Raw genomic sequence first — 24,124 nt, forward strand, 5'->3', positions numbered from 1 at the left:
CAAGTTGAAAATGCTTGAGCTTTTTTATGTTTTGAATAATTACTCAATAATTAACATATTATGATCATCAAATTTCCAATCTGCTGAGTATGCGACTTCCCAATAATAACCATCTAAGTCTTGGAAATACCCGCTATAACCACCCCAAAAAACTTTTTGAGCAGGTTTAATGATGCTTCCACCGTGCATTTCAACTCTATGTAAAATGACATCGACTTCATTTTCTGATTTTGTGTTGCAAGCAAAAGTAATACCGCTAAACCCTTGATTTATAAAAGGTGGATTTTCAGCATTGATATCTTTAGCGAGTTGCTCTATTGGGTAGAGTTCAAGCTTCGAACCCTGATTATCAAAGAATACTATTGTAGGATTTGCTTGAGTTTGATAGGTTTTAAAACCAATATTTTTATAAAAATCCAAAGAGGCTTTAATATCTTTTACGCCCAAACAGATTAGATTTATTCGATTCAACTTATATCTCCCCAATCAAGAAATAATTTTGATTAAGTTAGATATTAGGCGATAACTAAGAGTGAAAGTTATATCGTTACTTAATACAACATAATAAAAAAGAGGCCGAAGCCTCTTTAATTTTAATCGTTTAGTTTTAAAACTTATTCACATCTGCAACTTTCCACATACGATAATAGAAATTATCTGAATCCATATTTTGGTCGCAATTGAGAAGTTCACCTTCTTTTAACCAAAAATGAAGTTGTGCATAGTTGTTGATTTCACGGTCATTGACACGTTGTGCTAAATGATGCGCTTTGATGTCAGAAGGGTGCTCTAAACCTGCTGAAGCTAGTAATTCGGCTAAAGCATGCATGGTGTTTTTGTGGAAATTATGAACACGTTCTGCTTTGGTTGGAACATGAATTGCTTTTTGGCGTTCTTTATCTTGTGTTGCAACACCAACAGGACATTGGTTGGTATGACAACTTTGAGCCTGAATACATCCAACAGCAAACATAAATCCACGTGCTGAGTTCACCCAATCGGCACCAATTGCAAGAGTACTTGCAATGTCGAAGGCACTAATAAGCTTACCACTTGCACCAACTTTAATATGCTTTCTTAAACCTGCGCCAACTAAGGTGTTGTGCACAATACGTAAACCTTCACGTAATGGAACACCCATATTATCAATAAGTTCGATAGGCGCTGCACCTGTACCACCTTCAGAGCCATCTACCACAATAAAGTCAGGCATGATTTTGGTTTCAAGCATGGCTTTTACAATTGCCATGAATTGCCAAGGTTGACCAATACACAGCTTAAAGCCGACTGGTTTACCATTTGATAATTCACGTAATTGCTGAATAAATTGCATCAATTCAATTGGATTAGAAAATGCCGAATGTGTTGAAGGAGAAATACAATCACGATCACGGCTAATACCGCGAATTTGAGCAATTTCTTCTGAAATTTTGTCTTTAGGTAAAATACCACCATGACCTGGTTTTGCACCTTGAGAAAGTTTAATCTCAATCATTTTTACTTGTGGTAATTGTGCTTGTTTGGCAAACATTTCAGGTGAGAACTGACCATCTAAAGTTCGGCAACCAAAATAACCACTGCCTAGTTCCCAAACAATATCGCCATCATTTTCTAAGTGATAAGGGCTAATACTACCTTCACCTGTATCGTGATAGAAATTACCAAGCTTTGCGCCTTTGTTTAATGCACGAATAGCATTGGCACTTAAGCTACCAAAACTCATTGCAGAAATGTTCATAATAGATGAGCTATAAGGCTGCGAACATTGCTCATTACCAATATTAATGCGGAAAGTAGATGGATCAGCAGGTTTGCAAGGCGACATCGAATGCATGATAAAGCGGTAATCTTGCTGATATACATTGATGATTGAACCAAAAGGTTTATCTGCATTTTCATTTTTTGAACGCTGATAAACTAAGCTACGTTGCATGCGTGAAAACGGCAAAGCATCTTGATCTGATTCAATGAAATATTGACGAATTTCTGGACGAAAATCTTCAAATAAATAACGGAAATGCCCCATAATTGGGTAATTTTTTAAAATTGCATGACGTTTTTGTAAGATGTCATAAATACCTAAAATACTAAGCGCAAGAGTTGTTAACCAAATGCTATTAATAACGGTATCTGAAAGGAAATAATGTAAATAGTGAACTTCAGAGAAAACTCTTAACCATGTGAGGGAAACAGCAATAATAATGCTAAGAAACCAAACAGAGTATCTTGAAAAAAATGTATTTAAAAATTTATGTCTTACGCTTTGAGATATGCTGGACACTTTTTAACCCAAAAAATTAAATATGTGCTAACACTGCAACTTTTAGAAATAATTTTCAAGTGTTGATTTGTCTATTTGCAGATAGATGTAATAAGTTATCTGGTTGAAATTTGATGAATTAATCAGGTCTAATACGTAAAAGACATCAGACCTGATTGTGCTTTTATTCGACAGGAACCAATATTAATATCGACTCATTGAGCAGTTGTGCGATGTCTTCTAGAATCTCTGCATCGTAAAGCTTTTCATCAAGATTAATAATTTGACCATCTGCCAATTGTTTTAAAATAGGTGTAAATACATCTGAAATGCAGATACCTTCACCATTTGCCCAGAATAGAACGTCACCATCTTGCTCTGTATAAAGTAAGCGAGATGATGGCTCTAAGCAAAGTTTATAACCTTCTTCGAGTGCTTCTTCTAAGTCGCCTGAACCAATTTCTTCTGCTTCAGGAATATTTTCAGGATATTTAGGCTCAGACATTAACGTCATGATTGCATCTTCAAGTACATTTGAGTTTTGAAGTTGCTCCATAATTTTTTCTTTCAAATATTCCAACTCGTTATTCGTAACTTCGCCAACAGCGCTCATTTGATCACGAATAATATCAACAAGTGGATTACGCAGAACTTCATTTTCAGAGAATTTGTCGCCTACGCGATCCATCATATCGCTGACATTTGGCATACGGAAGCCAAAGGAGAAGGTGAGGCAATCATCTTCAGCTACGCCATAGTGCGATAAACCTGGTGGAACATAAAGTAAATCGCCTGGTGCGAGAACTTCATCAAAATGAATATCCATGTCGGCTAATAATTTAAGCGGTTGTCCTGCAACAAAGTCTGTTTCAGCATCGCACATTTGCCCAAGCTGCCAACGACGGTGTCCATAACCTTGAACTAAGAACACATCGTAGAAGTCGAAATGTTTACCAACAGAGCCGCCTTTAGGTGCATAAGACACCATAATGTCGTCACGGCGCCATTGTGGAATAAATGAAAATTTCTTCCAAAGTTCTGCAAGGTCAAATGAATAGTGATCTACTGCTTGAACCAATAAAGTCCAAAGCTTTGGCATTTTTTGGAAATCGGCTTTTAATAAAGGTGAAGATTTCACTGACCATTGGTTTGGGTCACGGTCTTTTTGCTTAATAAGACGAGCAGTAATATTTTCGTCTAGCGCAAGTTCCATTACATCGTTAGGTTCTAAGATGTTTGCAATTTCAGGCATTGCATTACGAACAAGGAGTGGTTTTTTTTGCCAATATTCGGCAAGGAATTGTTCAGCGGTAATTCCGCCTAATACGTCTAAAGCTTGTGACATTGCAATAACTACAAATAAATTTTACTTATTGTCCCTTGAGATAAGATTTGGTGCAAGTTAATAGGTCTAAATGCTTGTATTTTATTTTTAAAGATTGATATAAATGCACACACAACTAAATATGGCTGTTTTTTAGGAAATTGAATCTTTCTACTTTTGAGTTCGAAATTTTTATTTTTTATAAATTTCAGTATTTTATGTTTGTGCTAGAAGCTCGATTGGTTGTATTCGAGCTTTTAAAGTAATTTTTTATGTTCAATGCTTAATTTTTAAGTAATGTTCCACGAATTTGTGTAGAAAAATTAATTACAATCAGCTGTAATGATTTGAGCTAAAAAGGGAATTAGATTGATTGTAATTTGATGATCAACGGACATTCATTAAAAAACCGAGTCATTGAACTCGGTTTTTTAAAGCTTAGATTAAGGTACTAAAATTTTTAACTCTCTTAAAATGCCACATAGCTTAATCATAGGCATGCCCATTAAAGTGGTTTGGTCTTGTCCAATCATTTCTTCAAAAAGGCTAATACCAAGGCTTTCACATTTAAAACTTCCTGCACAATGCAAAGGTTGTTCAACTTCAACATAGCGCTCAATTTCTTCTAAATTCAGCTTGCGGAATTTCACTTTGTAATGCTCAACCAACGTTCTTTCAAACCCAGAAGCTTTATGTTGAACACTTAAAGCAGTACTGAAATAAACAATTTTGTCCGAGTTTGCTTGAAGTTGTTTAATTGCTTTTTCATTGCTTAAAGGTTTACCCATAAAAATATCGGGAGCGCCTTCACGCCAAGCAACCTGATCCGATCCAATCACAATTGCATTTGGATGTTGATCTGAAATAAATTTTGCCTTTTCAAAAGCAAGTCGTTTGGCTAAATCATCGGCATGGTTTTCACCACGTGGAGATTCGTCAATATCGGGAACAATAGATTGATAGTCAATGCGTAAACGATCCATCAATTCTTTACGAGTTTGGCTGCTAGACGCCAAAATAAGTTGCATATTGTTCATTACACTGCGTAATCCATAAGAACATCAAGCGGAACATAAGATAGCGCCGCTTGGTGGCATGCTTGAATTTTAATAGGAGGTGCGTAACCATCTTGGTAGGCATCGACCCAACGAGTCACACAAATACACCAAAAGTCACCCGGTTTTAAGCCTGGAAAACCAGCTTCAGGAAAAGGAGTAATTAAATCGTTCCCTACTTTTTGAGAATAATTTAAAAATTCAGATGTCATTTGCGCACAAACGGTGTGTTGTCCTAAGTCTGTGGTGGCTGTATGACAAAAACCATTACGGAAATAACCTGTAATAGGATCGAAGCAACAACTCGAAAGTGGTTCGCCAAGTACGTTTAAACGGTTGATATTTGGGTCTGGATGAATAGACATAAGTACGTATTTAGTAGTGACCTAGCACTATCATAATCAAAAGTTAAGATTTCTACATCAATTATGCAAAAGAAGCGGAGCATTTTTTTGCATAATCATTTAAAATCTTGGCGAATTTAATATCTATACAGTGAGCTATACATGAACTTTCAGCGTATGACTGACCTTGATTTAGCAGGCAAGCGTGTTTTAATTCGTGAAGATTTAAACGTACCTGTTAAAAATGGTGTGATTACAAGTGATGCACGTTTACGCGCAGCACTACCAACAATTAAAGCTGCCGTAGCGAAAGGCGCAGCAGTAATGGTTTATTCTCACCTTGGTCGTCCTGTTGAAGGTGAGCCAAAAGCTGAACAATCTCTTGCACCTGTAGCGGCTTATTTAACAGAAGCACTTGGTCAAGAAGTTAAACTTTTCACAGATTACCTAGATGGCGTAGAAGTTGAAGCGGGTCAAGTTGTTCTACTTGAGAACTGCCGTTTTAACGTAGGTGAAAAGAAAAACAATCCTGAACTTGCACAAAAATATGCAGCACTTTGCGATGTATATGTAATGGATGCATTTGGTACAGCACATCGTGCAGAAGCTTCAACTGAAGGCGTAGCACGTTTTGCCAAAGTTGCAGCAGCAGGTCCTTTACTTGCAGCAGAATTAGATGCTTTAGGTCGCGCACTTAAAACACCTGAAAAGCCAATGGTTGCTATTGTTGCAGGTTCTAAAGTTTCAACTAAGTTAGATGTTTTAACTTCACTTTCAGATATTTGTGATCAAATTATTGTTGGTGGTGGTATTGCGAATACATTCTTAGCTGCTGCTGGCTTTAATGTGGGTAAATCACTTTGCGAAAATGACTTAATTGACACAGCTAAAGCAATTGCTGCAAAAGTATCTGTACCACTTCCTACAGACGTTGTTGTTGCAGATGCATCTGAAATTGATTTTGCTGATTTCTTAGGTTCATTGGCTGCGGCAAATGCAGTTGTGAAAAAAGTTGAAGATGTTGCAGATAACGACATGATTCTTGATGTTGGTCCTGAAACAGCAAAAGCTTTTGCAGAAATTATTAAAAACTCAAAAACAATTCTTTGGAATGGTCCAGTAGGCGTATTTGAAGTTGATCAATTTGGCGAAGGTACAAAAGCACTTTCTCTTGCAATTGCAGAATCAGCAGGTTTCTCTATTGCTGGTGGTGGCGATACTTTAGCTGCAATTGATAAATATGAAGTTGCAGACAAAATTGGTTATATCTCTACAGGTGGTGGTGCATTCCTTGAATTTGTAGAAGGTAAAACACTTCCTGCTGTAGCAGCACTTTTAGAACGCGCTTAATCGTTCGCTTAAAGTGAAAAAGGTTGGCTTCGGTCAACCTTTTTTGTTTATGAAATCGTCATAAAACTGAAACATCACTGTCATATTATGCCTTCAATGAATTAAATCATTCGAAAGGTACATGAAATGAAACAACAATTAGCATTGGCTGCATTATTGGCAACATCTTTAACTTTAACTGCATGTTCAAAACCAGAACAAGCACCAGCAACTGAAACTGATGCATCTGCTGTGGTAGAAGATTCGGCTCAAGTAACACCAGAACAACAAGCAGAAATTGATGCAATTGATAAACCTGTATTAGATGAAAAAAATACAGATGTACCTGCTGAAATTGCAAATGCACCTGCCGATGCTGCAACAGCTCATGAAGAAAACTAAGGTTAAATTGGGCTAAAAAGCTTAACTTAGCGTTATTTTTGTAAAAGTCCTCAAGATATGAGGACTTTTTTTTTAAAAGATACGAATTGTTGCTGAATTGAAACAGATCCCAATGTAGAATATGAGACATTACCTGGGAGGATATTATGGCTCTTATTTCATTGCGCCAGCTCTTGGATCACGCCGGCGAACATGCTTACGGCGTACCAGCATTTAACGTAAACAACTTAGAACAAATGCGTGCAATTATGTTAGCTGCTGATGCAACTAATTCACCTGTTATCGTACAAGCATCTGCGGGCGCTCGTAAGTATGCAGGCGCACCATTTTTACGTCACCTAATTTTGGCTGCAATTGAAGAATGGCCGCATATTCCAGTGGTTATGCACCAAGATCATGGTACAGACCCTGATGTATGTCAGCGTTCTATCCAATTGGGCTTCTCATCTGTAATGATGGATGGTTCTTTGGGTGCAGATGGTAAAACACCAACATCTTATGAATATAACGTAGACGTTACACGTCGTACGGTTCAAATGGCGCATGCTTGTGGTGTTTCAGTTGAAGGTGAAATTGGTTGCTTAGGTAGCCTTGAAACTGGTATGGCTGGTGAAGAAGATGGCGTAGGCGCTGAAGGCGTTCTTGATCATTCTCAACTTCTTACTTCTGTTGAAGAAGCACGTAGCTTTGTTGCAGATACAAATGTAGATGCTTTGGCGATTGCTGTTGGTACTTCACATGGTGCTTACAAGTTCACTCGTCCACCTACAGGCGATATCTTAGCAATTGACCGTATTAAAGAAATTCATGCTGCGTTACCAAATACGCATCTTGTAATGCACGGTTCAAGCTCTGTTCCTCAAGAATGGTTAGCTGTAATCAATGAATTTGGCGGCGACATCAAAGAAACTTATGGTGTTCCTGTTGAGCAATTGGTTGATGCAATCAAACACGGTGTTCGTAAAATCAACATCGATACAGATTTACGTTTAGCATCTACAGGTGCTATGCGCCGTATGATGGCTGAAAAACCAAGCGAATTTGACCCACGTAAATTCTTCTCTGCAACTGTTGATGCAATGAAAGATATTTGTATCGCACGTTATGAAGCGTTTGGTACTGCGGGCAATGCCGACAAGATTCGTCCAATTTCTTTAGAGAAAATGGTTGATCGTTATAAATAATTGCGAAAGTAATCGTTTATAAAAAATAAAAGCCCACAATTAGTGGGCTTTTATTTAACAAAAAGAATTCTATAAACAAAAACATAAGTAGATGAATATATGGAATTAATACTTGCTGCTGCCTTATGTAGCGTTTTCGTCTCAATTTTTCTAAAAATGATGAAAAATAGGGGATTTGAACCTATTCAAATGATTACTTGGAATTATGCAATTGCGAGTATTTTATGCTTTGTATGGTTTAAGCCAGATTTACAACATATTTCGATTATACATACGCCGTGGTTACTTATTATTGCTTTGGGTGTGCTTTTACCAAGTGTGTTCCTATTTTTGTCTAAGTCTTTACAAACAGCAGGTATTCTAAAAACTGAAATTGCTCAACGTTTATCTGTAGTTTTATCGCTATTAGCTGCATACGTTATATTTAATGAGCAATTTAATGACTTAAAAATTGCAGGAATAATTTTAGGAATATTCGCTGTATTACTCATTTTATTATCAAATAAATCGAAAGGTGGTGGTAGCAATCAAGGCATTGTGTATTTGGCTTTGGTTTGGGTAGGTTATGCCTTAATAGATGTATTATTAAAATATACAACGGGTTTAGGTTTGCAGTTTTCAGTTGCTTTGAACCTAATGTTTATTTGTGCATTTATTTTATCTTTAAGTTTTATTTATATTAAATATAACAATATTGGTCAGCTTAAAAATATAGGCGCGGGCGCTGTCCTTGGTTTATTAAATTTCGCCAATATTGCACTGTATGTAAAAGCTCATATATTGTTAAAAGATAGTCCAGCTGTGGTTTTCGCAGGCATGAATATATTAGTTGTTGTATTTGGTGTTTTAAGCGGTTTAGTTTTCTTTAAAGAAAGATTAAAAACAGCTTCAGTGATTGGTTTAGTTTTAGCAATTATAAGTGTTGCTTGTTTGGCTTATTCAATGCTTTAAAGTTTATGATGTTATATAGAAAAATTTAATATAAAAATCTATCAATATTTATAGAAAAAAATAGGGACGTTGAGTCCCTATTTTTGAATGTACTTAAAGTTTTGTGAAAATTTCTTCTGCGGTTAAACGTGATTTTGGTAATTTTGCATTGAAATCTTGTTCACTACGAAAGCCCAAAGTCATAATTACAGAAGGGATGAGTCCTTTTTCTGCCAATCCTAATTCTTCTGAAATAATTTGTTCATCGAATCCGCCAATAGGTGTGGCATCTAGATTTTCAATGCCTGCTGCAAGTAGCATTTGCCCAAGTGCAATAAAGGTTTGATTTTCTGCCCAGCGTTGAACGTCACCTCTTTCATTGCGGTAATAATCTACATAACCAGTACGAGCATTATTTTGAGCTTGTTTTGCAGCATCATCTTTAAAGCGACCACTTAAATCATCACGATTTAATAAGTTGCTTAGGTGTTCTTCTGTAATATCTGCTTTGGTACAGAATAAAATAGTGTGTGAAGATTCTAGTACTTTTGGTGCGTTATACGCATATTTTCCAACAAGTGCCTTTGCTATACGTTCTTTTGCAGCGATGTTGTCTGCAATAAAATAATGCCAAGGTTGAATATTAATAGAAGATGGGGCTAAACGTAAAATTTCAAGTAAACGTTCAAATTGTTCTTGCGGAATTTTTTTACTTGAATCGTATGCTTTGGTGGTATATCGAGTTTTTGAAACGTTTAACAAGTCCATCGTTTAGCTCCAAGAAAATTGCTGATTAATTTAGTATATATTTTTTAATGTTAAAGGTAATTGTTGATCTATTAAAGGTGATTTTATAAGTATTTAATTGTTTTAGTTATAAAATATTGCATACATTTTAGAGTTGCACATATTTTTCTGTTGTTTATTGTCAGCGTGACAATATTGTAATTATGAAAAAGTAATTTTCATCTAAATAATAAGTTAATAATTCCAAGTTTTAAGCTGAAAATCTTTTATATTGTTTTCATCAATTTCTAATATTTGAGCTTCATGTTCGCGCCAATCACCTAAAACAATACGCTTTTTACCATTCACATTATGAATTTTGGGGCGGTGTGTATGACCATGAATTAACATATCTACATGCGCTAAAGCATCATCTACAGCATGTTGATTTACATCCATAATGTCATAAGACTTGGTTTGCTTTGTTTCGGCACTTTTTTTACGAAAACCATTTGCTAATTTTTGTCTAAAGCGCAAAGGTGTACTTTTGAGAAGTCCTAGAATTAATGGATTGCGAATCACTTTACGAAATTTTTGATAAGAAACATCATCTGTGCAAAGTAAGTCGCCATGTTCTAAACGAATTTTTACATGGGAAATTTCTAAATAATCGACATCTTTTAATAAATGACCATTAAATTGATTTAAAAACTTTTGACCTAAAGCAAAATCTCTATTTCCAAATTGGAAGTAGACTTCATTTCCTGCAGTGCTAAATTGTTGTAAGGCTAAAACAATTTCATCTAACCATGGTGCGCTGTAATCATCGCCAATCCATGAGTTAAACCAATCTCCAAGAATATAAAGATGCGTTTTTTTATTTTGGTATTCTTTTAACAAGTCCAAAAACCCTCTAACAAGTAGAGGGTGATCGGGTGACAAATGTAAATCTGAGATAAACAAATAGGTCACGAATCTTTTCCTTTTAATCCCTCCCGACCTCCCTTTTCAAAAGGGAGGAGAAAACCACGTAACGCGAGTGGAAATTCCCTCCTTTATTAAAGGAGGGTTAGGGAGGATTCTAAATTATTCAGAAATGATTTTAGCAGATTCAATTACAACGTTTTCTAAAGGAACGTCAGCGTGGTAACCACGGTTGCCAGTACGAACGCCTTTAATTGCATTTACAACGTCTAGACCTTCAGTTACTTTACCAAATACTGCATAACCCCAACCTTGAGCTGTTTTGCCTGAATGGTTAAGGAATGCGTTGTTGCCAACGTTAATGAAGAATTGAGCAGATGCAGAATGAGGAGCTTGTGTACGCGCCATTGCAATTGTGCCCAAATCGTTTGTTAAGCCGTTGTCTGCTTCGTTTTCGATTGCATCACGTGTTGCTTTTTCTTTGAAGTTTTCATCCATGCCGCCGCCTTGGATCATGAAACCATCAATTACACGGTGGAAAATTACGCCATCATAGAAACCGTCACGAACATATTCTAAAAAGTTAGCAACTGTGATAGGTGCTTTTTCTGCGTTAAGCTCAAGAACAATACGGCCTTTATTGGTGTTTAATTCAACTTGAGGAAAACTCATTGTGTAATCTCCTTTACATGGACACGAAAGCCATGGGTTTTTTGGTTGTGAGAAGCATAAGCAAACTGTAAACTACAAGGCAAGTAAAAACGTTATTTTCTTTGTTAAAAATACAGAAAAGCGTTTTAATTATCCAAATTTTTATTTTAAAAGTGATTTTACTACTATGAAGCCAAATGATGTTGTTTCATCTCTGCCGAACAATCCGACACCAAGTAACAATGCCTCTGTCGAAGCTGTGCAGCAAGAACAACAGCCAGGCTTGGACTTTGTACGTCAAGTCATTACAGACGATTTAGAAGCTGGCCGTACACAACAAGTTGTAACACGTTTCCCGCCAGAACCAAATGGTTACTTGCATATTGGTCACGTGAAAGCAATTTGCTTAAACTTTGGTATTGCACAAGAATTTGATGGTTCATGTAATCTTCGTTTTGATGATACAAACCCAGATGCCGAAGAACAAGAATATGTTGATGGTATCGCAAACGATGTGAAATGGTTAGGCTTTGAATGGAATGGCGCACCGCGTTATGCATCGAGCTACTTCGACCAGCTTTATACATGGGCAGTTCAACTGATTAAGCAAGGCGATGCATATGTAGATTTACAGTCGCCTGAAGAAATTCGCTTAAACCGTGGTAACTTCCAAGAAGTGGGTAAAAACTCTCCGCAACGTGATGCAACTGTTGAAGAAAACTTAGCGCGTTTTGAACAAATGCGTAATGGTGAGTTGGGCGAAGGGCAAGCGGTTTTACGTGCTAAAATCGACATGTCAGCGCCTAACATTCATATGCGTGACCCAATTTTGTACCGCGTTCTGCATTCTGAACATCACCAAACAGGTGATAAGTGGAAAATGTACCCAATGTACGACTATGCGCATCCTTTATCAGATGCAATTGAAGGCATTACGCACTCACTTTGTACATTAGAGTTTGTAGATCATCGTCCATTCTATGATTGGATTGTTGAAAAAGTTCAATCTCCATCGGTTCCACGTCAGTACGAATCTAGCCGTTTAAATGTTGATTACACCATTACCTCTAAACGTAAGTTACGTCGTTTAGTAGATGGCGGTTTTGTTAATGGTTGGGATGATCCACGTATGCCTACAGTAGTTGGTATGCGTCGTCGTGGTTTCACGCCAGAAGGCTTGCGTGATTTCTGTAAGCGCGTTGGTGTAACGAAAGTTGATGGCAGTATTGTTGATGTTGCAATGCTTGAATACTGTATTCGTCAATCTTTAGAAAATACGGCTGCTCGCGGTATGGCTGTGTTAAATCCACTTAAAGTGACTTTAACCAATTTGCCAGAAGCAATGGATTTAATTCATTCACGTCATCCAAACGTAGATATGGGCGAACGTGTAATTCCTTTAACATCTGAAATTTACATTGATCGTAAAGACTTTGAAGAAGTGCCACCAAAAGGCTTTAAACGCTTAACAACAGATGGTGAAGTTCGTCTGCGCCATGCTTATGTGATTAAGTGCGATGAAGTAATTAAAGATGAAAATGGTGAAATTGTAGAACTTAAATGTTCAATTGACCCTGAAACTTTAGGTAAAAACCCTGAAGGTCGTAAGGTGAAAGGTGTTGTGCATTGGGTTTCAGCGACTAAAGGTATTCCTGCAGAAGTTCGTATTTACGATCGTTTATTTACAGAATCTGATCCTGAAGTGGGTGAAGACTTCCTTGATAACTTGAATCCTGAATCTTTAAAAGTAGTTCAAGCTGTTATTGAGCCTGCTTTGGCACAAGCTAAACCAGAAGATCGTTTCCAATTTGAACGTGAAGGTTACTTTGTGGCAGATCAACATGATCATACAACTGAAAAGCCTGTGTTTAACCGCATCTTAGATTTAAAAGATAGTTTTAAACCTGCAAAATAGTTCAGTTCAAATAAAAAACCGCCTTCAAGGCGGTTTTTTATTGAGTGTAATTTACATATTAGTGGTTTTTGTGATCTTGCTCATTGAGCTGAAAATAGGCAACAAGCTGTGCTTTCTGAGCTTTGGCTTTTTCACGGAGTTTCTTCTTAATGTATAGAACGATTGCAAAGCACGTTGTTGTCACTGTAAGCATCATACTGTTCATATAGCTCATGACAGAGCTTACATAACCAATGGTGGTCAATCTGTTCATCATCTTAATGACTTGAGGGCTGCTTTCAACGCCTGTAATTGCCCATGTGCACAAATGTTCACAGTTATTAATAATAAGATGGTAATTATTTTCGTGCATACGACTTCGCATACGGCGCACAACTTTACGACCTGAATATTTCGGTTGATCGTATTTTTGAACTTTTACAGGTTTGCCAAAGCTGAATTTTTCCATTGAAGTAATTTCAATAGGGTGCTTTTTAAAAATGTGAGCAAAGCCAGAGTAATGGATGACACGCCCACGACCAGCGTAAATACCATGATGGGTATAGCCAAAGTGGGTAACAATGAGATGAGACCCTAATGGAAATCGTTTTTTCTGCTGTTGCATTGACGTATTTACCAATAAAGTTACAAGTGTATTTTAATACAATATTTTACAGTGTTTGATTTCGGATTACGATAGTTCAAAGGCTGATGAAAACATAATGAAACAAATGCAAAAAACCACAATAAAAAATAGATTTCACAATAATGTATAAGCGTAATTCTAGCGACTTTCTCTGGTGTTGTACAAGCTGAGTAGAGTTTGGAATTTAGAGAGTACACATTACGTAAATAAATGTTGATGCTATTTTTCTAAAAAATAGCCTAAGCAATTTTACGAAGCTTAATTTTATAATGAATGCAGGCATGTATCATTCAAATTATAAATCTATAGGCTTGTATATGAAAAATACTAAACAAGATTTCAATTTTTTAAAATAGGCAATGTGTAGAGACAAATGAAAAGAGCATGTATTTTGTCATTACAAATCAGAAAATCAATTTTTATGACTTTAGCCCGTCAGCATTAAAACTAATTATTTTGCCATTTCTAAAATTGAATTTTGAGTAGAGCAAAGCTTTATCGCTTCTTTAGAATCCATTTGCTCAATATTTTCTTCAAATTCTTTTTACGTTTTTGAAGTTCTTCTTTTGGAACACCTAATTTTTTACCAAATTTTTCCATTTTGTTCCAAGACTCTTGGCATTCGCTCGGCATTTTACTGCATGCAGTTAATGAAGCTATAGCTAAATACTAAATAAATCATTACAGTAATCTTTAAATAATTTATCAATATCTTTAACTCTAAACTTATTTCGAATCGCCTTGACTCGCGACCACATATTTTCTATTGGATTTAAATCTGGACTATATCTAGGAAGCCACACAATGTAATGGCCCGCACAACGTACCAACTCCTGAAGTCTTTTCCCTTTGTGAAAGGTCGCATTGTCCATAATCAAAACACTGCTTTCTTTCAACTTAGGTAATAAATCCTGTTCAATCCAACATTCAAATACTTCTGTGTTCACTGAACAATTAAACACACCAACTGTCAGCAATCTATTTTCAATGATTGCACCGATCACATTACTGCAATTCTTCAACTGCCAGTTAAATTTACCTTCAGCACGTGTTCCTTGAAGGCTATAACTATGAGTTCTGGTACTTTCACTTTGAAAACCACTTTCATCTATGTAAATCAGAGGCAATTTCCCTTCTAAACACTCTATGAGATTTTGAAATTGCTGACGTTGATTTTGATCTGCTTTAGGATGCTTTAACGTCTTTTTTTACGCGATATTCCTGCGGCATGTAACGCATTAAATACCGCATGAGTGCTTACTCCTAAACGTTCAGCTCGCTCATACTGATAATCATCAGGATATTGTTCAACATCCTTCAATATTTGCTCTCTGCTAATTTTAGCTGGACGGCCAGGAATAGGTTTGTTTGTAGTGGACTTTTTCCAGTTCTGAATTGTCTGTATACAGATGTTAAAATGCTGTGCTGCTTTTCGCACAGACATTTCATCTCGAATCATAATTTCTATGACTTTGTCTTTAAAATCTTTTGAATATCCCATATCTCTATTGTTCTATAGTTTTTAGGATTTGGCTATAGTGTAATCCCAATACCTAATAAGAAAAATTTATTCATAATCATCCTTAAATTTTTTGTGTTTATTTTTTAATCTTTGTCATTAAATCATAGGGTGTAATTGTTTGTAAATTGACCAAATAAAATGAAACACGATGTTAAAGCAAATAAAAAAGGTATTTAGATTTACACCTAAATACCTTCTTCGCGATTCTTCACTACTATTGCAGTGGTAAATGCTGAAGTTCATTTAACTCTTTGCGGCTATAACCTCGAGAGGCTAAAACTTTCTTAATACCGATAATGACATCTTCATCTGTCGCTTTAGCTAAAGCTTCAATAAGCTGTTCATTTGTCTTACAAGAGCAATCATTTTCAACACAAGAAATTTGGTTCTTATGTTCGTTGTGTTGTTCATTAGAGAACAACTTTTGCCAAAAACTCATAGAGCCTTCATACGCAACCTAACATAGTTCGAAATATAGACATATTAAAAAATAATGCAAGTATTCTTCTGTGATGCTTTAGTCATTTGAATGAAATATTTTTGTAATTTTGGTATGGAAAAACAACAATTAAACTAAAGATAACTAAAAATAGAGTATAAATCATTCATTTTGAAGCATAAAAAAAGGAGATGTAATTTACACCTCCTTTATGATAATTTTATTTCATGAAACAAGTTGTTTAAATCTTTTCAAGTAGCACACCAGATTCAACATGATGCGTATATGGGAACTGATCGAACAACGCAAATTTTGTAATGCGGTGAGTTTGGCTTAATAGTCCAAGATTGTCATGTAACGTATCTGGGTTGCATGAGATATAAATAATACGTTCAAAGCGCTGTATAAGCTTTAAAGTATCATCATCGATACCTGCACGTGGTGGATCTACAAATACTGTATTGAAGTCATAGCTTGAAATATTAATTTCAGCTTCTTCTAAGCGTCTAAATTCACGCTCGCCATTATAAGCTTGGGTAAATTCTTCAGCAGACAAGCGTGCTACTTGAATATTGCCTATCGTATTTTTTTCGATATTCCACTGCGCTGCATATACAGAAGATTTAGCAAGTTCTGTTGCAAGTACGCGGTTAAACTTTAAAGAAAGCGGTAGGGTAAAGTTGCCGTTACCACAGTAAAGTTCAAGTAAATCTTTATCTGTTTTTTCAGCAGCATTACACGCCCATTCAAGCATTTTTTGGCATACTTGAGCATTGGGTTGAGTAAAGCTACTTTCAATTTGTTTATAAGCAAATTTACGATCAAAAACTTGAAGTTCTTCTACAACATAGTCATCAGTTAGAATGACTTTTTGACCACGGCTACGACCAAAAATTTTAATATTGAGTTGTTTTGATAATGCTTTTGCAGCGGTTTCCCATTCTGCTTCAAGTTTGCAGTGATAAATAAGCGTTACAAGCATTTCACCGCTGAGTGTTGCTAAAAAATCGACTTCAAATAAACGCTTCGACAAAATAGGTTCAGCTTTTATTGCTTCAAGTAGTTTTGGCATTAAAACGTTAATGCTTTTATCTGCAATTGGAAACTCGTCTATACGAACAACTGTTTTTTGGTTGTCTTCATCGCGCTCGAACATCGCATAGAACATGTCATCATCTGTATGCCAAATACGGAATTCTGCACGCATACGGAAGTTTTGTTCAGGAGATGCAAAAACTTCTAATGAGGGAGGATTAAATTCGGCAAATTGCGCTGAAATACGTTCAACTTTTGCTTCAAGTTGTTGCTGATAAGATGAAGTCATAATGCAGTAAAAATCACAAACATATTCAAAACAGGGATGGTAACAAAGTTTGCCTTTGAACACTAAAGGAATTGGATAATTTTACGAAAAAACTGTATGTGAAAAATTTGGAGCAGGACCTAAATTCGCTCCCTTTAAGTTTACAATGATCATACAAACTAGCATTGTAATGCATTGTGCGTTACAATTTTTTTATATGTTTAATAAAGTGAGAAGAGTAATGGCTACTGTTAATTTTAGGGTAGATGAAGCCCTTAAAGAAAAGTCGTATTCGGTCTTAAAAGAACAAGGTATTGCACCTACAGAGTTCTTTACAAATATTCTTGAATATATTGCTGAAACTGGGAAACTACCTGTACAAAAAGCTTTGCTTTCAGAAGACGATATAGAGTTATTGGCAGTTGTTCGTAAACGTATTCATGACTCTAAAGAAATGTATGAGGAAATTTCTCTAGATGACTTATAAACTTTTACGACATAAGGAATTTACAGCGGAATGGGAAAAGCTGCCAAGTGTAATTCGTGAGCAGTTTAAGAAAAAATTAGCTAAGATTATTAAACAACCACATGTTCCAAAGAGTCTGTTGAGAGGTAATCTTGCAGGTTGTTGCTATAAGATTAAATTATTAAAAGCAGGTTTTCGTCTTGTTTATCAGGTTAGAGATGATCAGGTCATTATTTTATTGGTTACAGTTGGAAAACGAGAAGATAATGTGGTTTATGTTGAGGCAAAAAAACGAATTGAAGAATAAGAATGGAGCTATAAGTCCTCATTCTTGTTTTACCTAGCTTAAATTATATTAATTTTAGAATTTTTAATAATATGATGAAAAAATACATTAAGTTATCACTCGAGTTTATGTGTTATCCCATTTGGATTGAGAGAGACAATATTTTTCAGCCTATAAATCACGACGAATTAAATATATCTGCGGAATTAAAACAAAAAATTAAAGATTGAGATAAGCAATATCAATCTATTTATGTGGATGATTATCCTCCTGATTCAAAATTTGAAACATTAATAGCTGAGAAAGAATTCATTGAAACAGGATATGAAATCAAAAAAGCACTACAGTATGAATTGGGAAATGGCTACGAAATATTATATAAACCTTAAATTAAAAAAATTTAAACGTAATAAAAAAGCCCATAACAATTAAGTTACAGGCTTTTCGCTTTTATATGAAATGAATTAGTTCATTGTCATTAAGCTAGCATTACCGCCTGCCGCAGCAGTGTTAATGCTAATGGCACGTTCAATGACAAAACGCTCAAGCGGAATGTTGTAGTCACCAGAATTTAAGTGAGTAATACCAACAATCGCACCTTTACGGCTCGCGATTTGCTTTTGCAATTCAAGTAATTCAGAAGCATTGTTATGATGCAATACTGCTTCAAAATCGCCAGTTACAACATCTTTAACCACTTTAATGTTGTCAATGACAGCTTTAGGCATACTAGATAAATGCTTAGCAATAAACGTATTTTCATTAAGAACTACAGCATGGCTACCAACAGCAAAAATAGCAAGTAACTGTTGAATTTGGTCACGTTCGTTATCTGCTAAAGACAATACACGTTCACGTGGAACAACAACATATTGGTTGCTTTCGCCTGTAGGACCTTGTAACTCGTAGCTGTTACCCACACAGAATGCTTGTGGCATTTTCAATTCATATTGTGGGAACGTTTTTTGTGCCCAAGTTTTGAATTGTTCCAATACCGTTGCATTGTCTGTTAAAGGTGTGATTTCGCCAGTTGCATAAGGTTTAGCTAACTTTTTACGGTCACAGTTTTCCATTAAGCGGTATAGGTAAATTGGACCACCAGCTTTAGGACCAGTACCAGATAAGCCTTCACCACCAAAAGGTTGTACGCCAACAACAGCACCAACAATGTTGCGGTTGATGTATAAGTTACCTACTTGAGCTTTAGCAACAACAGTTTGAATTGTTTCATCAATACGTGTGTGCAAGCCCATAGTTAAGCCATAACCTTTAGAGTTAATATGATCAAGCAATTGATCTAATTCACCATATTGGTAAGTTATGACGTGTAGAACAGGACCAAATACTTCACGCTCTAAGTCATCAAGGTTTGGAAGTTCAATTAACGTTGGTGGAACAAACGTACCATTTGTAAGATCATCATTATTTGCATTACGCATAAGTTGATGAACTTTATGACCTTTTGAAGTCATTTTTTCAATATGGTTACGAATAATTCCTTGTGCTTCAGCATCAATTACAGGACCAATGTCAGTTTTTAATAGACTTGGATTACCCACACGTAGTTGTTGCATTGCACCTTTAAGCATTGCAATTACGCTTTCAGCATTATCTTTTTGAACACATAAGATACGTAAAGCTGAACAACGCTGACCAGCACTGTCATAAGCAGAGTTCACAACATCTAAAATAACTTGTTCAGTTAAAGCAGATGAGTCAACGATCATGGCATTTTGACCACCAGTTTCCGCAATAAGAGGAATAGGTGTGCCATTTTTACTTAAGCGGTTAGCAACAGTTTTTTGCAAGATTTTTGCAACTTCTGTTGAACCAGTGAACATGATGCCTTTAATACGGTCATCTTGGCTAAGTTGTGAACCAACAGTTTCACCACGACCTGGTACAAGCTGTACAACAGATTGAGATACACCAGCCAACCATAAAATGCGAATTGCTTCGGCTGCAATTAACGGAGTTTGTTCAGCAGGTTTTGCAATTACAGTGTTACCTGCAACCAATGCTGCTGCAATTTGACCCGAGAAAATTGCAAGTGGGAAGTTCCAAGGACTAATACATAACACTGTGCCTAAAGCTTCAATGTTTGCATTTTTGTCTAAATCAACAATTTGAGAAGCGTAATAACGTAGGAAATCTACAGCTTCACGAACTTCTGCAATTGCATTGGCATAAGTCTTACCACTTTCACGGCTTAAAAGAACCATTAATTCTTGTAAACGTGATTCCATGATGTCAGCAGCACGAAGTAAACAGCCTGCACGTACATCTTTGTCAGTGTTAATCCAATCGCTTTGTGCATTTGCAGCAGTATTTAATGCAGCATCAACTTGTGCAGATGTTGCTTCAATTACTGTACCCACAACATCGTTATGATTTGCAGGGTTGATAATGTTTTCTGCTACAGCAGATGCATCTTCAACAATTTCTTTGCCAAGCGGAGCAGCATGCCATTGATGAGCCATCAATTTAGTTGCTGTTTCGTTTAATTGAAGCAAGTCTTTATCGTTAGCAAGGTCTAAACCTGAAGAATTTTTACGGTTAAAGCCGTATAAATCTATAGGGAATGGAATACTAAGATGTTTTTGACCTGTTTTACCTTCTTTACGCTGCGCTTCTTGAATCGTTTGGCGCGGATTTTCGATTAAATCTTCAACTTTAAGATTTTTATCTGCAATACGGTTTACGAATGATGTATTCGCACCATTTTCAAGTAAACGACGTACTAAGTAAGCCAATAAAGTTTCATGGTTACCAACAGGTGCATAAATACGGCAAGGTACGCCTAATTTATCTTCAACTTTTGGCCCTACAACTTGTTCGTATAATGGTTCACCCATACCGTGTAGGCATTGGAACTCATATTGACCAGGGTAGTATTTAGCAGGGTTTGCCATGTGATAAATTGTTGCCAAAGATTGCGCATTGTGTGTCGCAAACTGAGGGTAAATTTGATCTGGAGCAGCAAGTAATTTACGCGCACAAGCAATGTAAGACAAATCTGTATGCACTTTACGAGTGAAAACAGGGTAGTCAGACATACCTTCAATTTGCGCTTTTTTAATTTCGCTATCCCAGTAGGCACCTTTAACCAAACGAATCATTAAGCGTTTTTCGCTACGTTTCGCTAGATCAATAATATAATCTACAACGTAGAAACAACGTTTTTGATAAGCCTGAATGACGAAGCCAATACCTTTCCAGTCTTTAAGTTTTGGTTCGAAGCAAAGACGTTCTAATAATTCTAAAGAAATTTCTAAACGTTCAGTTTCTTCAGCATCAATGTTTAAACCAATGTTGTACTGTTTTGCCAATAATGCAAGGTTGTAAACTTTGCTGTAAAGCTCATCATGCACACGGTCAATTTGCGCACGTACATAGCGAGGGTGCAAAGCTGAAAGCTTAATTGAAATACCAGCGCCATCGTAAACGTCTTTATCGGCAGATGCTTTACCAATTGAATGAATTGCATTGGTATAGTCTTGGTAATAACGTTCTGCATCGTGATCTGTTAATGCAGCTTCACCAAGCATATCGTATGAATAGCGGAAACCTTTTGCTTCAAGTACTTCAGCATTTTGTAATGCTTCGCCAATAGTTTCGCCAGTAACAAACTGTTCGCCCATCATACGCATAGCAACGTCTACTGCTTTACGAATAATACCGCGGCTTGAACGTGCAAGAAGACCTGTTAAAACACTACTTAAACTTTTTTGTTTTGGTGTTTCCATCAACTTGCCTGTAAGCATTAAGCCCCAAGCAGCAGCGTTTACGAACATTAGGTTGCTATTACCTAAATGATCTTTCCAACTACCTTGGTTGATTTTGTCACGAATAAGTAAGTCGCGTGTTGCTGTATCTGGAATACGTAACAATGCTTCTGCAAGACACATTAATGCAATGCCTTCTTGAGAAGAAAGAGAGAATTCTTGAAGTAGACCTTGGACAATACCAGCTTTGCCATTTGAACCTTTACGTTCACGTAAAGCATGCGCAAGTTGGAAAGCTAAATCTTGAATGTTGCCATTAAGTTCGTCTGAAATTTCACTATGTGCAAGTAAGTTTTCTACACAATCACTTTCATCAATGCACCAAGCATCATTGATTTTTTGTTCGTACTCATTTTTTTCACGAAATTGGGAGATATATTCTAAATGAGGTTTTGAATTATCAGTTTGAAATTCGTTTTCAGTGATATTCATGTCAGCATCCTGTGACTACAAAAAATAATAGGTAAAAAACCAGATATAATTTATGATTACAGAAAATTTAACGAACAACTCACTATATTTTGTGTGTTTTTTAGAGAATTATTCGGATGACGACTCACACAACCACGCTAGACCGTATAGATATTAAGATTTTAGACATTCTTCAAAAAGATGGAAAAATTTCGAATATTAAATTGGCAGAAGCTGTAAATTTATCACCAACGGCTGCTTTAGCTCGTGTGCAAAAGCTAAATAAAGAAGGATACATATTAGGCTATGAAGCACGGCTGAATCCAGACAAATTGAATTGTGGTTTTGTAGTATTTGTAGAAATATTACTAGATAAAACTACGCCAAATGCTTTAGATGCTTTTTCAGATGCAGTTGTACATTATCCTGAAATTGTTGAATGCCACATGATTAGTGGTGGATTTGATTTTGTGGTGAAAATTCGCTGTACGAATATGGAAGAGTTTCGAAAAATTTCAGGTCAAATTTTGTGGCAATTACCAGGTGTGAAAGAAACCCGTAGTTATCCTGTTATGGAAGTGATTAAAGAATCGAGCCAAATTAAATTAAAAATGCCACCAAAGGCAGCAGTTTAATTATGCATTGCAATAAATTAGCAAAAGAAAAAGGGGCATTTAGCCCCTTTTTCTATTTCACTTTAAAGAAATAAGATTATTTCTTATCGTGTTTCATTTCTTCCATCGCTTGTGCGTAAAGTGTTTCAGCGCGTTCAAAACGCTCTTCAACTTCTTTAGAAGGTGCTTTGCCTAATAAACTTACAACAACAATTGAAATTGTAGAAAGAATGAAGCCAGGAACAATTTCGTATAGACCTGTATCTGCAAAGTAAGTTTTCCATGCAATTACAGTTACAGCACCAACAATCATACCTACAATTGCGCCATTCAACGTCATACGTTTCCAGAACAATGAAAGTAAAATTAATGGACCAAATGCAGCACCAAAACCAGCCCAAGCATAAGCAACTAAGCCTAAAACCTTACTTTCTGGGTTCATACCTAAGCAAATTGCAATAATTGCAATAAGAATTACCATTAAACGACCAACCCAAACCAATTCGTTTTGAGATGCATTTTTACGGAAAAAGCCTTTGTATAAATCTTCGGTTAAAGTTGTAGAGCATACAAGTAACTGACAGCTAAGCGTACTCATTACCGCAGCTAAAATTGCAGCTAAGATAATACCCGCAATCCAAGGATTGAATAGAACCTTAGTCACTTCCATGAATACGATTTCAGGGTTAGCATCGACCAATGCACCAAGTGCAGGGTTTGCATGGAAATAAGCAATACCGATATAACCAACAGCAACAGCACCACCTAAGCAAAGAATCATCCAAGTCATACCAATACGGCGAGCCGCAGGAATTACTTTTACAGAATCAGCAGCCATGAAGCGTACTAGAATGTGTGGTTGACCGAAGTAGCCTAAGCCCCAAGCCATTGATGATAAAATTGCAACAACACTCAAATCGCCAATTAAGCTATTTGCATGTGGACGTGCATTTTCAATAAGGACCGTAACGCTTTGCGCATGATCGCCAATTGCAAGGTAAGTTACGATAGGTGCTAGTAATAATGCAAAAATCATCAAACCAGCTTGGAATGTATCTGTCCAACTAATTGCAAGGAAACCACCAATACACACATAACTGATTGTTGCAATAGCGCCAATCCATAATGCAGTTGTGTAGTCCCAGCCAAATAGGCTTTCAAATAATCGCGCGCCTGCAACCATACCTGAAGCACAGTAAATCGCGAAGAAAATTAGAATAACGACAGCAGAAATTAAGCGTAAAACTTTTTTTGTATCGCCAAAACGACTAGTGAAATAGTCTGGGAGGGTTAAGGCGTTATTTTGAACCTCTGTATGTGTACGTAGACGTCCAGCAACAAGTAGCCAGTTGAGCCAAGCACCAATAACCAAACCAATAGCAATCCATGCTTCAGATAAACCTGAAAGATAAATTGCACCTGGTAAGCCCATCAATAGCCATCCGCTCATGTCGGATGCACCAGCAGATAAAGCGGTTACTACGCTACCTAAGCTTCGTCCACCTAAAATATAGTCATCAAAATTTGTAGTGGCTTTGTAGGCATATAGCCCAATACCAATCATAGCCACGATATAGAACATGAATGTTACTAATGTGGGATTCAGTTGGCTCATCATTTTGCCATCCT

24 protein-coding genes are annotated in these 24,124 nt (G+C 36.4%); 9 read left to right on the forward strand and 15 right to left on the reverse strand.

What is annotated here, in order from left to right:
- Nucleotides 1–39: 39 nt before the first annotated feature.
- The 5 genes from MZO21_RS06000 to MZO21_RS06020 all read right to left on the reverse strand — a co-directional run bounded on the left by MZO21_RS06000 (nucleotide 40) and on the right by MZO21_RS06020 (nucleotide 5,004).
- Complete coding sequence (locus MZO21_RS06000) at nucleotides 40–486, reverse strand: VOC family protein (protein WP_432613356.1); 447 nt, start codon at nucleotides 484–486, stop codon at nucleotides 40–42.
- Nucleotides 487–607: 121 nt separating this feature from the next.
- Nucleotides 608–2,281, reverse strand: a complete 1,674-nt coding sequence (locus MZO21_RS06005) for an FMN-binding glutamate synthase family protein (protein WP_248103688.1) — start codon at nucleotides 2,279–2,281, stop codon at nucleotides 608–610.
- Nucleotides 2,282–2,444: 163 nt separating this feature from the next.
- On the reverse strand, nucleotides 2,445–3,605 hold the full coding sequence (locus MZO21_RS06010; RefSeq protein ID WP_154773078.1) for a cupin domain-containing protein: 1,161 nt from the start codon (nucleotides 3,603–3,605) through the stop codon (nucleotides 2,445–2,447).
- Nucleotides 3,606–4,027: 422 nt separating this feature from the next.
- Nucleotides 4,028–4,621 carry a Maf family protein gene (locus MZO21_RS06015; RefSeq protein WP_248103691.1) on the reverse strand — a complete coding sequence of 198 codons (594 nt, stop codon included), beginning with the start codon at nucleotides 4,619–4,621 and terminating at the stop codon, nucleotides 4,028–4,030.
- Nucleotides 4,621–5,004 (reverse strand): DUF2237 family protein, encoded by a 384-nt coding sequence (locus MZO21_RS06020; RefSeq protein WP_154773076.1) that lies wholly within the window; start codon nucleotides 5,002–5,004, stop codon nucleotides 4,621–4,623. The genes MZO21_RS06015 and MZO21_RS06020 overlap by 1 nt, the downstream gene beginning before the upstream one ends.
- Before the next feature lie 141 nt (nucleotides 5,005–5,145).
- On the opposite strand from MZO21_RS06020, the gene MZO21_RS06025 reads away from it, so the two are divergent.
- The 4 genes from MZO21_RS06025 (at nucleotide 5,146) to MZO21_RS06040 (ending at nucleotide 8,849) form a co-directional block, all read left to right on the forward strand.
- A complete protein-coding gene (locus MZO21_RS06025) occupies nucleotides 5,146–6,333 on the forward strand; it encodes a phosphoglycerate kinase (protein ID WP_248103695.1) in 1,188 nt (395 codons plus the stop codon).
- Between the two features lie 126 nt (nucleotides 6,334–6,459).
- Nucleotides 6,460–6,714: a hypothetical protein gene (locus MZO21_RS06030; RefSeq protein WP_248103698.1), complete on the forward strand. Its 255-nt coding sequence runs from the start codon at nucleotides 6,460–6,462 to the stop codon at nucleotides 6,712–6,714.
- Nucleotides 6,715–6,860: 146 nt separating this feature from the next.
- Nucleotides 6,861–7,898, forward strand: a complete 1,038-nt coding sequence (gene fba, locus MZO21_RS06035) for a class II fructose-bisphosphate aldolase (RefSeq protein ID WP_248103700.1) — start codon at nucleotides 6,861–6,863, stop codon at nucleotides 7,896–7,898.
- A 99-nt stretch (nucleotides 7,899–7,997) separates the two neighbouring features.
- Entirely contained in the window at nucleotides 7,998–8,849 is an 852-nt protein-coding gene (locus MZO21_RS06040; RefSeq protein ID WP_248103702.1) for a DMT family transporter, read from the forward strand.
- A gap of 93 nt (nucleotides 8,850–8,942) precedes the next feature.
- Here MZO21_RS06040 and nfsB read toward each other — a convergent pair whose 3' ends face one another.
- The 3 genes from nfsB to MZO21_RS06055 form a co-directional block, all read right to left on the reverse strand.
- Nucleotides 8,943–9,596: an oxygen-insensitive NAD(P)H nitroreductase gene (gene nfsB, locus MZO21_RS06045; protein WP_248103704.1), complete on the reverse strand. Its 654-nt coding sequence runs from the start codon at nucleotides 9,594–9,596 to the stop codon at nucleotides 8,943–8,945.
- A gap of 213 nt (nucleotides 9,597–9,809) precedes the next feature.
- Nucleotides 9,810–10,526 carry a UDP-2,3-diacylglucosamine diphosphatase gene (locus MZO21_RS06050; RefSeq protein WP_248103706.1) on the reverse strand — a complete coding sequence of 239 codons (717 nt, stop codon included), beginning with the start codon at nucleotides 10,524–10,526 and terminating at the stop codon, nucleotides 9,810–9,812.
- Nucleotides 10,527–10,640: 114 nt separating this feature from the next.
- Entirely contained in the window at nucleotides 10,641–11,150 is a 510-nt protein-coding gene (locus tag MZO21_RS06055) for a peptidylprolyl isomerase (RefSeq protein WP_154773070.1), read from the reverse strand.
- Between the two features lie 166 nt (nucleotides 11,151–11,316).
- Here MZO21_RS06055 and MZO21_RS06060 point away from each other — a divergent pair, with 166 nt between their 5' ends.
- A complete protein-coding gene (locus tag MZO21_RS06060; protein WP_248103708.1) occupies nucleotides 11,317–13,044 on the forward strand; it encodes a glutamine--tRNA ligase/YqeY domain fusion protein in 1,728 nt (575 codons plus the stop codon).
- A 58-nt stretch (nucleotides 13,045–13,102) separates the two neighbouring features.
- On the opposite strand, the gene MZO21_RS06065 is transcribed toward MZO21_RS06060, so the two are convergent.
- The 5 genes from MZO21_RS06065 to trmA form a co-directional block, all read right to left on the reverse strand.
- Complete coding sequence (locus tag MZO21_RS06065; protein WP_154773068.1) at nucleotides 13,103–13,648, reverse strand: lecithin retinol acyltransferase family protein; 546 nt, start codon at nucleotides 13,646–13,648, stop codon at nucleotides 13,103–13,105.
- A 683-nt stretch (nucleotides 13,649–14,331) separates the two neighbouring features.
- Nucleotides 14,332–14,817, reverse strand: coding sequence for a transposase (locus MZO21_RS06070; protein ID WP_227557093.1), 486 nt, complete (start codon nucleotides 14,815–14,817; stop codon nucleotides 14,332–14,334).
- A gap of 47 nt (nucleotides 14,818–14,864) precedes the next feature.
- Nucleotides 14,865–15,170: an IS630 transposase-related protein gene (locus MZO21_RS06075; protein WP_087547287.1), complete on the reverse strand. Its 306-nt coding sequence runs from the start codon at nucleotides 15,168–15,170 to the stop codon at nucleotides 14,865–14,867.
- A gap of 235 nt (nucleotides 15,171–15,405) precedes the next feature.
- On the reverse strand, nucleotides 15,406–15,630 hold the full coding sequence (locus MZO21_RS06080; protein WP_154773066.1) for a hypothetical protein: 225 nt from the start codon (nucleotides 15,628–15,630) through the stop codon (nucleotides 15,406–15,408).
- A gap of 241 nt (nucleotides 15,631–15,871) precedes the next feature.
- Nucleotides 15,872–16,954, reverse strand: coding sequence for a tRNA (uridine(54)-C5)-methyltransferase TrmA (gene trmA / locus MZO21_RS06085; RefSeq protein WP_248103495.1), 1,083 nt, complete (start codon nucleotides 16,952–16,954; stop codon nucleotides 15,872–15,874).
- Between the two features lie 220 nt (nucleotides 16,955–17,174).
- Between trmA and MZO21_RS06090 the strand changes: the two genes are divergently transcribed.
- The 3 genes from MZO21_RS06090 to MZO21_RS15090 all read left to right on the forward strand — a co-directional run bounded on the left by MZO21_RS06090 (nucleotide 17,175) and on the right by MZO21_RS15090 (nucleotide 18,074).
- Entirely contained in the window at nucleotides 17,175–17,420 is a 246-nt protein-coding gene (locus MZO21_RS06090; protein WP_248103496.1) for a type II toxin-antitoxin system RelB/DinJ family antitoxin, read from the forward strand.
- On the forward strand, nucleotides 17,410–17,706 hold the full coding sequence (locus MZO21_RS06095; protein WP_248103499.1) for a type II toxin-antitoxin system RelE family toxin: 297 nt from the start codon (nucleotides 17,410–17,412) through the stop codon (nucleotides 17,704–17,706). The genes MZO21_RS06090 and MZO21_RS06095 overlap by 11 nt, the downstream gene beginning before the upstream one ends.
- A gap of 233 nt (nucleotides 17,707–17,939) precedes the next feature.
- Entirely contained in the window at nucleotides 17,940–18,074 is a 135-nt protein-coding gene (locus tag MZO21_RS15090; protein WP_282455579.1) for a hypothetical protein, read from the forward strand.
- A 75-nt stretch (nucleotides 18,075–18,149) separates the two neighbouring features.
- On the opposite strand, the gene putA is transcribed toward MZO21_RS15090, so the two are convergent.
- Entirely contained in the window at nucleotides 18,150–21,902 is a 3,753-nt protein-coding gene (gene putA, locus MZO21_RS06100) for a trifunctional transcriptional regulator/proline dehydrogenase/L-glutamate gamma-semialdehyde dehydrogenase (RefSeq protein ID WP_248103502.1), read from the reverse strand.
- A gap of 116 nt (nucleotides 21,903–22,018) precedes the next feature.
- Between putA and MZO21_RS06105 the strand changes: the two genes are divergently transcribed.
- The gene (locus tag MZO21_RS06105; RefSeq protein ID WP_154773063.1) at nucleotides 22,019–22,516 is read left to right on the forward strand and encodes an Lrp/AsnC ligand binding domain-containing protein; all 498 of its coding nucleotides are present in this window, start codon (nucleotides 22,019–22,021) and stop codon (nucleotides 22,514–22,516) included.
- A gap of 76 nt (nucleotides 22,517–22,592) precedes the next feature.
- Here MZO21_RS06105 and putP read toward each other — a convergent pair whose 3' ends face one another.
- A complete protein-coding gene (gene putP, locus MZO21_RS06110; protein ID WP_248103519.1) occupies nucleotides 22,593–24,110 on the reverse strand; it encodes a sodium/proline symporter PutP in 1,518 nt (505 codons plus the stop codon).
- Nucleotides 24,111–24,124 lie beyond the last annotated feature (14 nt).

It is taken from the genome of Acinetobacter portensis (genome assembly GCF_023158935.1).
In the GTDB taxonomy this organism is placed as follows: Bacteria; Pseudomonadota; Gammaproteobacteria; order Pseudomonadales; family Moraxellaceae; genus Acinetobacter; species Acinetobacter faecalis.